The organism is Streptomyces sp. NPDC051662 (assembly GCF_040681655.1).
In the GTDB taxonomy this organism is placed as follows: Bacteria; Actinomycetota; Actinomycetes; order Streptomycetales; family Streptomycetaceae; genus Streptomyces.
In genome coordinates, this window is sequence record NZ_JBFAZD010000051.1 from 19,739 (window position 1) to 32,270 (window position 12,532).

Below are 12,532 nucleotides of genomic sequence, written 5' to 3' on the forward strand. Positions count from 1 at the left end.
GTCAGACTCTCTCGGAGGCGCGGCGGGGTGAGGGCCAGCGGGTGTGCAGGGTGTCGATGCGGTAGTCGTGGCCGTGCCGCCATCCGGCGCGGGTGGGGACCGCGTCTCGTACGTGCGGATGCTCGGCGGGGAGTTCGTCGTGCAGGTGGTCGAGTCGGTCGGGGTCTTCGCGCGGCCAGCTGACCAGCGCGGTGACGGCGGCGGTGAGCGCGACAGCGGCCAGTGCGGCGGTCGCCACGGGCATGCCTCCCATTGACGCCAGCCAGCCTGCGAGAGGGTAGGTGAGCAGCCAGCAGCTGTGCGTCAGTGAGAACTGTGCGGCGAAGGCGGCCGGAAGATCGGCGGCCGTGGCGGAGCGTCGCAGGAGCCGTCCACTGGGAGTGAGGATCGCGGAGGACGTGGCGCCGAGCGCCGTCCAGGCGGCGAGCAGGGCGGGCCAAGCCCAGGGACCGGGGGCGACGGCGGTGCCGAAGGAAAGGGCGATCAGCACCCCGGTCAGGGCAAAGGCCGCGGGCAGCATCACCGTACGGTCGTTGACGCGGTCCAGTACTCGGGGCAGCAGAAGCGCGGCGGCCACGGATCCGGCTCCGTAGGCGCCCAATGCCAACGAGACGTCGCCGACGGTCCGGTCCAGGTTGTCGCGCACCAGCACCACCGTGTTGACGATGACCATGGCGCCACCGGCCGCGACTGCCAGATCCAGCGCCAGCAGGGCACGGAGTCTGGGGGTGGCGAGGAACAGCCGCGTACCGAAGGACGCCTTCGCGTACACGCCACCACCGTGTTCGACCGGCGCCGGCCGGGGCAGCAGCACCGAGACCACCAGTGCCCCCGAGGCGAGAAAGCCCACCGTGGTGCCGGCGAACAGCCAGTTGTAGGAGATCACGGTCAACAGAGCGGCGGCCAGCGCCGGGCTGAGCAGGCTCTCCAGGTCGTACGCCAGCCGCGACAGCGACAGCGCGCGGGTGTAGTCGCGCTCCTCGGGAAGGACTTCCGGAATCGTCGCCTGGAACGCCGGAGTGAAGGCCGCCGAGGCGCATTGCAGCAGGAAGACCAGGACGTAGACCTGCCAGACCTGGGTGACGAAGGGCAGGGAAAGCGCGACACCGGCTCGGATCAGGTCCATCGACACCAGCAGCGCGCGGCGCGGTATCCGGTCGGCGAACGCGCCGACGACCGGGGCGACGCCCACGTACGCGACCATCTTGATCGCCAGGGCCGTACCCAGCACGGCGGAGGCGTCCGCCCCGGCCATGTCGTAGGCGAGCAGGCTCAGGGCCACCGTGGCGAGACCGGTTCCGACGAGCGCGATGGCCTGGGCCGTGAAGAGATGCCGATACGTGCGGTTGCGCAGCACAACGAGCATGCGACGTGCTCCTTAGACCGGCGGGCGGGATACGCTCGTCAATCTAGTGCACATGTGCGCATCCATGCACATGTTGGAGCTGGATCCGGCCAGGAGGAAACCCGCGGGAGTGCTCAGTCGTGCCAGGGTTCGCCGGTGACCTGATGGTTCGCATGACTGATCGCTTCAACGACCAGGCGGCGAAGGTGTCCGTCCGTGAGCGCGTAGACGACATGACGGCCGTCCTTGCGCGCCTGCACCAGCTCCGCGAGCCGCAACTTGGCCAGATGCTGACTCACCGCCGGCCGCGCCGCCCCGCACGCCTCCGCCAGCGCGGTCACATCCGACTCACCTCGGGTCAGCAGCCACACCAGATGCAGTCGCGTGGGGTCGGCGAGCAGGGAGAAGACCGACGCCGCCGCGGCGAGTTCACGGACGCCGGGCGTGTGCTGATGCGCATCGCTTGCTGTTGAGGGTTCTGCGCGTCCGGGCATGAAGACATCGTAGGCGTGTGCGCTCGCGGGAAGCGCTCAGCCACCGGTGGGACGCCTGGGCGGAAACGCTGCCAGGAGAGCGGGCCACGTCCGGCGGGCCTTTGGCCGCAGCCGAGGAGCGATCTGTGTCCCGGACGTCGTATGACATACCGGAAGTCCGTACCGGCAGCCGGTGGTCATGCCGCATGATGGGGCCGCCATGTCGTGGACGAGCGGGTTCCGCGCTGCGCGCCGGGCCGGCTCAGACCCGCCGACCGGTGCGCCGGTCGCCGCTGTCCGCGCCGGGGTGTTCGCCCTGGTGAGTACCGGCCTGGCCGTCACCGGGCACCATCTGGCTTCCGGGCATCCGGTGCCCTGGCGGAGCGTCCCGGTCGCTCTCTGCCTGCTCTTCCTTCTGACCATGCCCGCCGTCCGCAGGCCGAGGTCGTTGCCCGCGGTGGTGTCGGCCACCGGAGCCGCACAGGCCTCCCTGCACTTCTGGCTCGCGCGGGCGGGTGGCCACCGGGCGACTGATCCGCACATGATGACCGACCATGGCGCGCCGCTCGACGCCCACGAGGTATGGCACTCGGGGCATCACGGAACCTCGATGACCGCAGCGCACATCGCGGCCGCCCTTCTGGTGGCGTGGTGCCTGCAGCGAGCGGACGCCGCGTGCCGGGCGGCCGGAGAACGCCTCGGCGATGTGATCGTCGAGTTGCTCGTACGACTGGTCCCGGCCGGAGTACCGCCTGCCGTGCCGCGCGTTCTGCGACCCGTCAGAGCGCGGGCGCAGTCACCCCCACACAACTCCCTGGTACTGGCGCACGCGGTGGTGCGCCGAGGTCCTCCGGCTGAAGTCGTCCCAGCCACCTGACCTCGGGGCGCGCTGCCGCGTGCCCGTACACCCCTCACCATCATGGGAGTTACCCGTGTCCCGATTCACCGCGTCGCACACCGCGCGTCGCCTGTCCGCCATCACCGTCCTCGCTCTGGCCGCCGCTGTCGCTCTCGCCGGTCCGGCGTCGGCGCATGTGGAAGTCGAGGCGAAGGACGCCGGCGCTCTCGCCGAGAACGTCACCCTGGACTTCAACGCCGAGACGGAGTCCGACAAGGCGGGGATCACCAAGCTGGAGGTGATCCTGCCCGAAGGCATCGCACCGGCCGACGTCACCTACAAAGAGGGCCCCGCGGGCTGGAAGCTCGAAGCCACGGACCGGGGCTACACCGTGGGCGGCCCCCAGGTAGCCGTCGGTAAGGACGCCGCCTACGCCGTGACCGTGCGACAGCTACCGGACGCCAAGTCCCTGGCCTTCAAGACGCTCCAGACCTACAGCGACGGCCGCATCGACCGATGGATCGAGCTGGAAGAGCCCGCGGAAGGCGGCCACGGCAGCCTCGCGCCGATGCTTGAACTCAAGCCCGCGGCGCCCGGTGCGAAGCCGGCCAGTCCCAGCCCGGCCGCGGAACCGAGCACAGCCGAGCCGTCCAGCCCAGCGGCGAGCGAACCGACGAACAAGCAGTCCGCCTCGCCCACCGAAGTCGCCACGGCCGGCAAGGAGGACGACGGACCGAGTCCAGTCCTGATCACCGCTCTCGTGGTGGTCGTCCTCACCCTGATCGGCGGCGGCTTGTGGTGGTTCCGGCGCCGAGGCGCCGCCAACACGGCCTGACATACCGATGGGTGGCCCGGTAGACCCGTACGAACGGATCCGCCGGGCCACACGCCGGCCGCTCCTTCAGGTGTGGCGGATGGCTGAAAGGAAAGTGCCGGCCGCCGACTTGGAGACTCCGCCTGGGTGATGGACCCCAAGGTCCGTGGGACGCTCAATCTGGAGGAGGCGCTTGCCCCGTACGACCCGGACTTCCTCTGCCTGTTCGGCTCCAACGCGGCCAACGTCGGTGACTTCGGTCTGGTCGACTACGTCGCGGCGAACGCCTTCCTGGACGCCTATGCGCAATCCCGCACCCCGTGGCGCCGGGTGGTGGCCATCGACTGGGGACCCTGGCAGGAAGGCGGAATGGCCGTCGAGACCAGCCTTCCGGAGCCCCTGGCGAAGGTCCGAGCCGAGGACGTCGCCCAACGCGGCATGGCCCCTGCACAGGCTTTGGACGCATTGGACCGGATCTTGGGCTCCTCCGCTGAACCCCAGTTGATAGTTTCCCCGATGGATGTGAACGTGCTGGTGGAAACGGCGTTCACGCTGCCGTCGGCCTCTGCCGGGGTGGAGGGTGACGGGCGACGGGCAGAGTACGAGCTCACCGAGAGCCGGGGGCCACGACTCGACCTCGCGATCCCGTGCACCCCGCCGCGCGGGGTGACGGAGCAGCGGCTCCGCACGGCCTGGCAAGAGGTTCTCGGGGTCGACCACGTCGGCGTACAGGACAGCTTCTTCGATCTCGGAGGCAGCTCCCTCGTCGCGATCCAGCTCGTGCCGAGGATCAACAGCATGCTCGGCGCCGCTCTCACTGTGGCTCAGCTGTACGAGGCCCTTACCGTGGCCGAGCTGGCCCGTCTGATCGACGGTGCTGGTGATCGGCAGGCCGACGCCGTCCATCAGACGATCGAGCAGGTCCGGGACCGGGCCGCAGCCCGCCGGACGCACCAGCAGAGCCGCGCGTCCAAGGCCAGGGCACGCCGTTCGGCCCGATGACGGGCCGGTGCTACGTTCAGCCGACGCGTTCACCTGATCTGGAGGTGCCACGACGGTGTTTCACCTGGACCACATGGCGCTCGGCGTAGCGGATCTCGACGACGGCGTACGCAGGCTGGCTGGGCAGACCGGGTTGGGCAACTACGAGGGCGGTGTGTTCCCCGGCGGTTTGCGCAACTGGATCTTTCCGCTGGGTGGGGATGTCTACCTGGAGGTGGAGAACGCCGCCGGGGCGACCGGCGGCCCGGCCGCCTGGTTCCAGCGGGCCACCGGCGACGGGACGGAGCGCTGGATGTTCTGGTGCCTGCGCGCGGACACCCGCGAGGAACTGGAGCAGGTCGCCTCACGGCTGGGCAGCGAGGTCCAGGTGATCCCGGGGCGCAGGGAACCCGACGGCACCCAGCGCGTGGTGACCAGTGCGCCGGCCGGGGAGGTGGCGCTGCGGGCCCGTCGGGCGGGCCTGCCGAACTGGTACTACCGGGATGATCCGGCCAACAATCCCGCCCGCCGCGAAGTGACCGGCGACCGGACCGCGGTCGGGGTGGCCTGGCTGGAGGTGGCCGGCGACCGCGAACAGTTCCGCGAGCACATCGGGCGGGAGACCTTCGACCGGCTGCCGCTGCGCTTCGTCTCCGGTGAACCTGGGCTGCACGCGGTCGCGGTGCACACCGCCGACGGCGAGGAGACTGTGATCCGGCGCGCCCCCGCCGGACAGGACACCTTCTGATGCCGTTACCCGGCTCCCGGTGACCAAGGGAAGAGGTGTCCCTCAGACGGACCGCTGCGCTGGATCAGATCCTGTTCGGCTACGACCCGAATCAGACTGACGATCAGCGAAGCTACAGCGAGCTCTGTTCTCAGGGCCTCACCGCTGCTGCGCGGCTTCCTGTGGCGTCGAGCCATCCGTTCACCCCCTTCCCTCAGCGGCGCGGGGGGACGTGACGCTCTGACACATGATGGTCACCGCAGCGTCAGCCGGCCTATGGACGTTGGGTCGCCTGCCGCTCCACCGCCTCCGCGATGCCCGGGTCCCTCTGCCCTACCGCCCTTCGGCTAGTTTGTTGCAGGACAGGTACGCGGGCCCGTGGTGCACGGGGACGGGAGGTGGGGAAGAGTGTCGCTGCGCGTAGGCGATCCGGCCGAGATCGGCGGTTATCCGCTTGAGGCGCGACTTGGCTCGGGTGGCATGGGCACGGTATTCCTGGCCCGTACGAGTTCGGGGCGACCTGTCGCGATCAAGCTGATCCACCAGCAGTTCGCGGGGGACGAGGAGTTCCGCATCCGTTTCCGGCAGGAGGTGGCGGCTGCGAGGCGGGTGAGCGGCGCGTTCACCGCCGCCGTGGTCGACGCTGCCCCTGAGGCCGAGCAGCCGTGGATGGCGACGACCTATATCGAGGGGCATACGCTCGCCCAGCGCATCGCCGCGGAGGGCCCGCTGAACGGGCCGGAGCTGAGAAGGCTCGCCATCGGGCTGGCGGAGGCGCTGCGCGACATCCACCGGGTGGGGGTTGTCCACCGTGACCTGAAGCCCTCGAACGTCGTGCTCTCGCCCGAAGGCCCGCGCGTCATCGACTTCGGCATTTCGCGCGCCGTGGACCAGCAGACGCTGACGATGACGGGACGGGTCATCGGTACGCCGCCTTTCATGTCGCCGGAACAGTTGCAGGCGCCGCGTGGTGTGGGGCCGCGGTCCGATGTGTTCTCCCTGGGGACACTGCTGGTGTACGCGGCGACGGGCCACGGGCCCTTTGACGCGGACAGCCCGTACCTGACGGCGTATCAGGTGGTGCACGAGGAGCCGTCGCTGGATTCCGTGCCGGAGGCCCTGCGCGCGGTCGTCGAGCCGTGCCTGGACAAGGATCCCGAGGGGCGCCCCTCGGCGGACGAACTCCTCGTGCTGCTGCGGGACCTGTCGGCCGACCTCGGCGGGACCGAGACGAACAGAGTTGGCGCGGGCCGCACCCGCGACATGATCACCGAGCATGACTTCGCGGCGCTTGCCACCCCGGCGCCGACTCCCCCGACCAGCACCCCCGCCGGTCCCGGTACAGGGAGCACCGGCACCCCCATCGGCCGCCGTCTGCGCAGCCGATGGCGGCCTGTGCTCGCCGCCGCGGTCGCGGTGGCGGCGATCGGCGGAGGAGTCGCCGTGCTGCGGGCGGGCGGCGTCGGGGGGAACAGCGACGGCGACAAGGGCAACAGCGTTGCGGCGCCGGGTGCCACACTTCCGGACGGCTTCGACCCGTGGCGCGAGACCGTACTGGGCGGTCGCGAGGACATCCCCGACGAACTGCGTTGCGTCGCGCGCGGCGACGCACTGTTCTGCGGGGGCGGCGGTGTTGTCGCGACCCGTATCAGTGCCCTGGACGGCTCGCGGGTGTGGACGGCGAAGAGCCCGGGCGTCCCCGTCCAGGGCATGCACCTGGTGGGCGCCACCGACGACACGGTGCTCGGTTACCGCTTCGCCGCCGAGGACGCCCCGCAGGACCCTCATAGCGAGGTGGTGGCCATCGACGCGAACAATGGCCGCGAGTTGTGGTCCGTGCCGTCCGGCGCCCAGTCGATGGCCGTCACGGGCCGCACCCAGGACGCCCTTGTGGTCGGCTCCGCCGTCGTGACGGTCGACGCTTCCAACTCCCGTTTCGAGGCCCGGGACGCACACAGCGGTGAGGTCGCCTGGAAGAGGCCGTTCCCCGCGGGTACGCAGTGCGCTCCCGTCCCGGCGGGCTCCCAGCTCTTCGCGATGTGCGCGACGAATGCGGAGGTGGACGCACTGGAGGTGCGCCACCCCACCCTGTACCCGGTCGACCGCGCCTCGGGGGCACTCGGCAGGCCCATCGCGGTCAACGGCCCCGCCGTGCCGATGGGCTTCGCCGACGGCAGGCTCGTACTCCTTCTGGGACGCATGGAGGGAACGGCGCTGGCCGGGTACGACGGGGTGGCGCGGGTCGACCCGGCCTCGCGGAAGGTCACCTACTCCCGGCTGGCCAGGACATACGCGGGGACGCCCGGCATGGCGGACGGCACGGTCTACGTGAGCGGGCAGACCGGTCTCGTCACGGCGCTCGACCCCGCGACCGGCCGGCAGAAGTGGTCGCGGCAGACGAGCGTGGAGGGCGCGTCGGGCCCCACGGCGGGAGCCGACGCGCTGTATTTCAGCTCGGCCACCGGCCGGGTGGTCGCGCTGTCGCCGCACGACGGCAGACCCCTGTGGACAACAGATCCGCAGGCCGAGGGTCTGACGGGCGAGCAGGGCGCAAGCCCGCGTGTGACCGTCGTAGGGCGCGCGGTGATCGTGGCCGCGGCCAAGAACACCCTCTTCGCCTTCGACGCGCAGAGGCCGCCGAAGTCGGGCTGACTCCGGCGGCACCGGACGACTTCCCTGCCGTGCGGACGCCTCAACAGCTCGCTCGGCAGACCGATCCGGGGGCGAGCACGGCGACGACGATCAGGTGAAGGACTCTAGGGCGTGTTGCGAAAGTAGCGCCGTCCGCCCGCAGGGCGGGGCCTGCGGCGTCCGGTGCGTGCAATCGCAAGGCGGAGGATCACCCTCGTACTGGGCGTACTTGGGCGATTCCGACAACGCAGCGAGTGTGCGTGCCGGGCGTCGCAGGCCAGGCGGGACTTTCGCAACACGCCCTAGGCCGCCAGACTTTGCAGCGCCTTGTCCTCCGGCGTCCCCGGCGCCGCCGTATAGACGAGCAGACTCAGCTCCGTGTCCTGGGGAAAGCGGGTGATTTCGTACGACAGGGTGAGCGAGCCGAGTTCCGGATGGTCGATGCGCTTGAGTCCGTATGCCTTGGTTCGCACCGTGTGCTGGGTCCAGTGGTGCCGGAACTCCACGCTGCCCGCCTTGAGTTCATCGACCAGCTCCCACAGTTCGGGATCGTCGGGGACGACTCCGGCCGCGATCCGTAGCTGCCCCACGACCTCGCGGGCGACCATGTCGCGATCGGGATAGCGTCCGCCGATCGTCGTGTCGAGTAGATGAAGCCGCGGCAGATTGCGTTCACGCGCGGGCAGTCGGCCGAAGTCGGTGATGAGCCCGCACGCCGGCCGGTTCCACGCCAGGACATCCATCCGGCGTCCCATGACGAGTGCCGGGGCGCTGATCCAGTCCAGCAACTGCTGTATCTCCGGGCGCGCTCCGTCGCCGTCGAGGGTTTTCCCGGCCACGTTGTGGGGGCGGGCGAGCCGGAAGAGATGGTCCCGTTCGTCCTGGTTCAGTCGGAGCGCGTCCGCCACGGCTCCGAGCACCGCGTCGGAGACGCTGTGGTTACGGCCCTGCTCAAGTCGCATGTAATAGTCGACGCTCACCCCCGCCAGATGCGCCAGCTCCTCCCGTCGCAGACCGGGCACCCGGCGCTGTCCCGATCCGGAGGCGAAACCGACATCCTCGGGCCGGATTCTCGCTCGGCGCGAGCGCAGAAAGTTCCCTAACTCCCCTTGTTTCCTCACGGAGTTCATTGTCCTTCCTGGAGTTCGTGGTCCCTAGGTACGCCGTACCCCAGGCAAGGCGGGGCACACAAACGGGACGGCCCGCCAGGTGAACATGGGGAGGTGACCGGCCCTCCGTGCGGATGGATTTGGAACGGGGGGCTGCGCGGCGGGTCGGTCTGCCGGTCACCTTCGCCGAGACGTCGGCAGAGCCCGGTGAGAGAGTGCGCCGCTACTCCGTGATCGCAAGCTCAACCCAACCGAAGGGACGGATTCCATGCGTGTCAGAGCTCGACTTCTCGTACCCGCTGTGGTGGCGCTGCTGCTGCCTTTGAGCCTCACCTCCACCGCGCAGGCAGACGCGCCGCAGATCCTCGCGGGAAGCTGCGAGGCGCCCAACTTCTGCCTCTTCGAGAACAATGACTTCAACCAGGGGAACACCAACCACTGGCGTGACATCACACACAGGGACAACGACTTCCGGGGGAACCACTGGAGGGACGGAAACGGGCGGCTCACCGACGACGACATGAACGACGAGACCAGTTCGGTGAAGAACCGGACCGGCGTGTCGGTGTGCCTGTACCAGAACCCCAACTACACGGGGAACCGATCGGGCTTTCCCGACGGCTCCGATGACGGATACCTCGCCAACAACCGCATCGGGGACAACAGCGCTTCATCCGCGGAATTCGCCCTCTGTCGCTGACAGTTCACCGCTTCAATGAGCCCGGGGTCCGCTCCATGAGCGGTGCCCGGGCTCATCGGCAGAAGTGAAGGAACGCGTTGTGGATCGTCGACACGTCACTGTACTTGTTCCTCTTGTCGTGGTTTTACTCACCGCACTCACCACACTGACCGCACTCACCGCATGCTCCGACCGGCGGTCAGAGCACAGCGCTGCCCGCCCGTCCCTTCCGGAGGGCTCCTCCTACGCCTCGGAGCTGGTGCTGCCTTTTGATACGTACAAGTGGACCGCACGTGAGACATGGCTGCACGATCGGGCTCGTCGGGTGCTGACCGAGCGCTGCCTCGAAGGCCGCGATGTCGGTCTCGATTTCCCGGACACCGGCCCCGAGCCGCCGGACTCCTATGACAACGGCCGCCGGTACGGGGTCGCGGACGACCGTGCAGTGGCTCTCTCCGGCTATCACTTGCCGACAGGGCGGGAAGGTGGCCGAGACAACAGCGCCGCTACGGGGTGGGGCGAAGCCCTGAGCGCGGAGGAGGAGGCAGCGCTCTACGGGACGGACCTGAGTCCCGGCTGCTACCGTCACGCCGATTCCCTGCTCGCCCGCGATGTGCCGGCGGCGGACCTCTCCTGGTTCGCCGACCAGAGCGCCGAAACGCTGCTGAAGACGGAGAACGTCCCGACCGTCACCCAGGCGCGAAAGCGCTGGAGAACGTGCATGAACCAGGCCGGCCATCCTTACGCTCATCCGTCGGCCGCGATCGGTGATCCGCGATGGAACCTCGACAGCTCCACGATCACCGAGCGAGAGAAGAAGACGGCGCGGACTGACGTGCGGTGCAAACAGTCGTCGGGCCTGCTGAGCAATTGGCACGCGGCCGAGACCACCTTGCAGCGTCAGGTGATAGCGCGCAACGCGGAGACCTTCAAGGCTCTGGCATCGCATAAGCGCGCCCTGCTGAAGAACGTTCTCAGTGTGCTCAACAGTCCGGAATCGGCCGCATGAGCCAGTGGGACAAGCCCGCACGGCGAAGAGGCCGAGTGCGGGGTTCGGGGCGAAGTGGGTTCCGGCCAACGGCTGATGCCGAGGTCGCCCTCCAATGCAACCTGTGCGAGCGCGCCCCGGTCACAGCTCAGCGTTATGCCGTGAACCTGCCCATCAAGCAGGTGGAACCCGGTGGGCAGGAACCTCGAAGACAAGTTCACGACCGTCCTCCTCATCCCACTGCTCTCCGACCTCAACGAAGCCGAAGCCAGAGATCGTGGCCAGGGATGCCACGTTGTCGGGGCTGATCGTCGCCCGCACGGTCGTGACAGCGGTTTCGGCCGCTGCCCGGCGGAGCAGCTCGATCAGCGCGGATCGGGCGTATCCCTGGCGACGGAAGTCGGGAGCGACGGAGTAGCCGATCTCGACCATGCCGACATCGTCAGGCGGTCCGTGGAACCCGGCATGTCCGACGACGAGACCCTTGTCGCCGACGACCGCTTGCCGCACCATCCACCGCGCCCGGCCGGGATCGGCGGCCATCTGGTCGAGCCGGAACTGCCACAGCCACCGCGCACTGTCGGTCACGAAGTACTCGGTCAGCGAAACCCTGGCCAGTCCGCTGGCTTCGGACAGGTCACCATCGAGCAAAGCGGACATCGCCCCGCCGGACAGCTCCACAAAACGTACGCGCTTCGGGCTCCGCGTGAACGGTCCCCCGTAACCGGCTTCATCTGTCACCCGCAGATACTCGCCGACTGACCCGAAGGCGTCCAACGATTTCGAAGTAGCCCAGCAGCCACCCCGCGACGTCACCACCACCATGACCCCACCCCGGCGAACCTTCCCGGTCAGAACACCGGCCAGCGCCACACCAGCCAGCACCACACCAGCGAGCACCAGACGACGCGCTGGACGTTCCGCTGGACGTTCCGCTGGACGTTCCTTGGGGCGTGATCGAGCACCTGCGGAGCACCGTCCCGGTCCAAGCACGTCGGGGCGGACAGGTGATGGCATCATGTCTGGTTCGCCGTGGCGTGCATGGTGCCGAGCAGGCTGAGGGCCTCGGCGCTGGGGCTCCCGGGTTCGGCGTGGTAGATGATCAGCTGCTGGCCGGGAGCGTCCCGCACGTCGAACGCGTGGTAGGTGAGGGTCAGATTGCCGACGTTCGGGTGGCGGAAGTGCTTGTTCTCGCGGGTCTTGCCGCGCACCGTGTGGGTGCTCCACATCCGGGCGAAGTCCGAGCTGTGAGCGCTGAGTTCGGCTACGAGTTCATGTAGCCGCAGGCTGCCCGGATCGATGCCGTACGTCTGGCGCAGATGGCCCACCACCGTCTCGGCCGTCCAGTCCCACCGGGGGTGGAACGGCCGCCCCGCCGGGGCGAGGAAAACCATGCGGGCCAGGTTGTCCATCGGTTCGAAGGGGGAGTACAACGCCTCGGCCAAGGCGTTGGCGGCCAGAATGTCCAGGCTCGGTCCGATGACGAATGCCGGAGTGCCCGGGTAGCCGTCCAGCAGGACACGCAGTGCGGGCTCGACCCGGTCGGTGGTGGCGATGGGCCGCTGGGACGGAGCGGTTCCGGCCAGCTGGTGCAGGTGGGCCCGGGCGTCGGCGTCCAGCCGCAGCGCGCGGGCGAGCGCGTCCACCACCGACGCGGACGGATGGCGTTCGCGGCCCTGTTCCAGGCGTGTGTAGTAGTCCGCGTTGACCCCCGCCAGTACGGCGACCTCCTCGCGGCGGAGCCCGGCCACCCTCCGGACGCCTTGGCTCGGCATCCCGACCTCCTCCGGCCGCACGGCGGCCCGCCGTGCCCGCAGGAATTCCCCCAGCTGATTGTCGGTCATGTGTCCAGGCTAGGGCGTGTTGCGAAAGTAGCGCCGTCCGCCCGCAGGGCGGGGCCTGCGGCGTCCGGTGCGTGCGATCGCAAGGCGGAGGGGCACCCCAGTA

At 69.3% G+C, this 12,532-nt stretch carries 12 protein-coding genes; 7 read left to right on the forward strand and 5 right to left on the reverse strand.

Going from position 1 to position 12,532, the window contains the following annotated elements; genetic code table 11:
* Position 1: 1 nt before the first annotated feature.
* Positions 2-1,366: an MFS transporter gene (locus tag AB0M67_RS40685; protein ID WP_365753166.1), complete on the reverse strand. Its 1,365-nt coding sequence runs from the start codon at positions 1,364-1,366 to the stop codon at positions 2-4.
* A 113-nt stretch (positions 1,367-1,479) separates the two neighbouring features.
* A complete protein-coding gene (locus tag AB0M67_RS40690) occupies positions 1,480-1,839 on the reverse strand; it encodes a metalloregulator ArsR/SmtB family transcription factor (RefSeq protein ID WP_365753167.1) in 360 nt (119 codons plus the stop codon).
* A 199-nt stretch (positions 1,840-2,038) separates the two neighbouring features.
* Here AB0M67_RS40690 and AB0M67_RS40695 point away from each other — a divergent pair, with 199 nt between their 5' ends.
* The 5 genes from AB0M67_RS40695 to AB0M67_RS40715 all read left to right on the forward strand — a co-directional run bounded on the left by AB0M67_RS40695 (position 2,039) and on the right by AB0M67_RS40715 (position 7,830).
* On the forward strand, positions 2,039-2,695 hold the full coding sequence (locus AB0M67_RS40695; protein WP_365753168.1) for a hypothetical protein: 657 nt from the start codon (positions 2,039-2,041) through the stop codon (positions 2,693-2,695).
* Positions 2,696-2,750: 55 nt separating this feature from the next.
* On the forward strand, positions 2,751-3,491 hold the full coding sequence (locus AB0M67_RS40700) for a DUF1775 domain-containing protein (protein WP_365753169.1): 741 nt from the start codon (positions 2,751-2,753) through the stop codon (positions 3,489-3,491).
* A gap of 129 nt (positions 3,492-3,620) precedes the next feature.
* Positions 3,621-4,472 carry a KR domain-containing protein gene (locus tag AB0M67_RS40705; protein WP_365753182.1) on the forward strand — a complete coding sequence of 284 codons (852 nt, stop codon included), beginning with the start codon at positions 3,621-3,623 and terminating at the stop codon, positions 4,470-4,472.
* Between the two features lie 73 nt (positions 4,473-4,545).
* Positions 4,546-5,199: a VOC family protein gene (locus AB0M67_RS40710; protein WP_365753171.1), complete on the forward strand. Its 654-nt coding sequence runs from the start codon at positions 4,546-4,548 to the stop codon at positions 5,197-5,199.
* Positions 5,200-5,586: 387 nt separating this feature from the next.
* Entirely contained in the window at positions 5,587-7,830 is a 2,244-nt protein-coding gene (locus AB0M67_RS40715; protein ID WP_365753172.1) for a serine/threonine-protein kinase, read from the forward strand.
* Between the two features lie 281 nt (positions 7,831-8,111).
* Here AB0M67_RS40715 and AB0M67_RS40720 read toward each other — a convergent pair whose 3' ends face one another.
* A complete protein-coding gene (locus AB0M67_RS40720) occupies positions 8,112-8,939 on the reverse strand; it encodes a helix-turn-helix transcriptional regulator (RefSeq protein ID WP_365753173.1) in 828 nt (275 codons plus the stop codon).
* Positions 8,940-9,186: 247 nt separating this feature from the next.
* Between AB0M67_RS40720 and AB0M67_RS40725 the strand changes: the two genes are divergently transcribed.
* On the forward strand, positions 9,187-9,618 hold the full coding sequence (locus AB0M67_RS40725) for a peptidase inhibitor family I36 protein (RefSeq protein ID WP_365753174.1): 432 nt from the start codon (positions 9,187-9,189) through the stop codon (positions 9,616-9,618).
* A gap of 79 nt (positions 9,619-9,697) precedes the next feature.
* Positions 9,698-10,606, forward strand: coding sequence for a hypothetical protein (locus tag AB0M67_RS40730; protein WP_365753175.1), 909 nt, complete (start codon positions 9,698-9,700; stop codon positions 10,604-10,606).
* 153 nt (positions 10,607-10,759) lie between these two features.
* On the opposite strand, the gene AB0M67_RS40735 is transcribed toward AB0M67_RS40730, so the two are convergent.
* Entirely contained in the window at positions 10,760-11,245 is a 486-nt protein-coding gene (locus AB0M67_RS40735) for a GNAT family protein (RefSeq protein ID WP_365753184.1), read from the reverse strand.
* A gap of 356 nt (positions 11,246-11,601) precedes the next feature.
* The gene (locus AB0M67_RS40740; RefSeq protein WP_365753177.1) at positions 11,602-12,429 is read right to left on the reverse strand and encodes a helix-turn-helix transcriptional regulator; all 828 of its coding nucleotides are present in this window, start codon (positions 12,427-12,429) and stop codon (positions 11,602-11,604) included.
* Between the last annotated feature and the right edge of the window lie 103 nt (positions 12,430-12,532).

Bases quoted from the DNA above. Each gene is read 5' to 3' on its own strand.
- AB0M67_RS40685 (WP_365753166.1), bottom strand. From the start codon at position 1,366: ATGCTCGTTGTGCTGCGCAACCGCACGTATCGGCATCTCTTCACGGCC.
- AB0M67_RS40690 (WP_365753167.1), bottom strand. From the start codon at position 1,839: ATGCCCGGACGCGCAGAACCCTCAACAGCAAGCGATGCGCATCAGCAC.
- AB0M67_RS40705 (WP_365753182.1), top strand. From the start codon at position 3,621: ATGGACCCCAAGGTCCGTGGGACGCTCAATCTGGAGGAGGCGCTTGCC.
- AB0M67_RS40735 (WP_365753184.1), bottom strand. From the start codon at position 11,245: ATGTCCGCTTTGCTCGATGGTGACCTGTCCGAAGCCAGCGGACTGGCC.
- AB0M67_RS40720 (WP_365753173.1), bottom strand. From the start codon at position 8,939: ATGAACTCCGTGAGGAAACAAGGGGAGTTAGGGAACTTTCTGCGCTCG.
- AB0M67_RS40740 (WP_365753177.1), bottom strand. From the start codon at position 12,429: ATGACCGACAATCAGCTGGGGGAATTCCTGCGGGCACGGCGGGCCGCC.
- AB0M67_RS40710 (WP_365753171.1), top strand. From the start codon at position 4,546: ATGGCGCTCGGCGTAGCGGATCTCGACGACGGCGTACGCAGGCTGGCT.
- AB0M67_RS40725 (WP_365753174.1), top strand. From the start codon at position 9,187: ATGCGTGTCAGAGCTCGACTTCTCGTACCCGCTGTGGTGGCGCTGCTG.
- AB0M67_RS40695 (WP_365753168.1), top strand. From the start codon at position 2,039: ATGTCGTGGACGAGCGGGTTCCGCGCTGCGCGCCGGGCCGGCTCAGAC.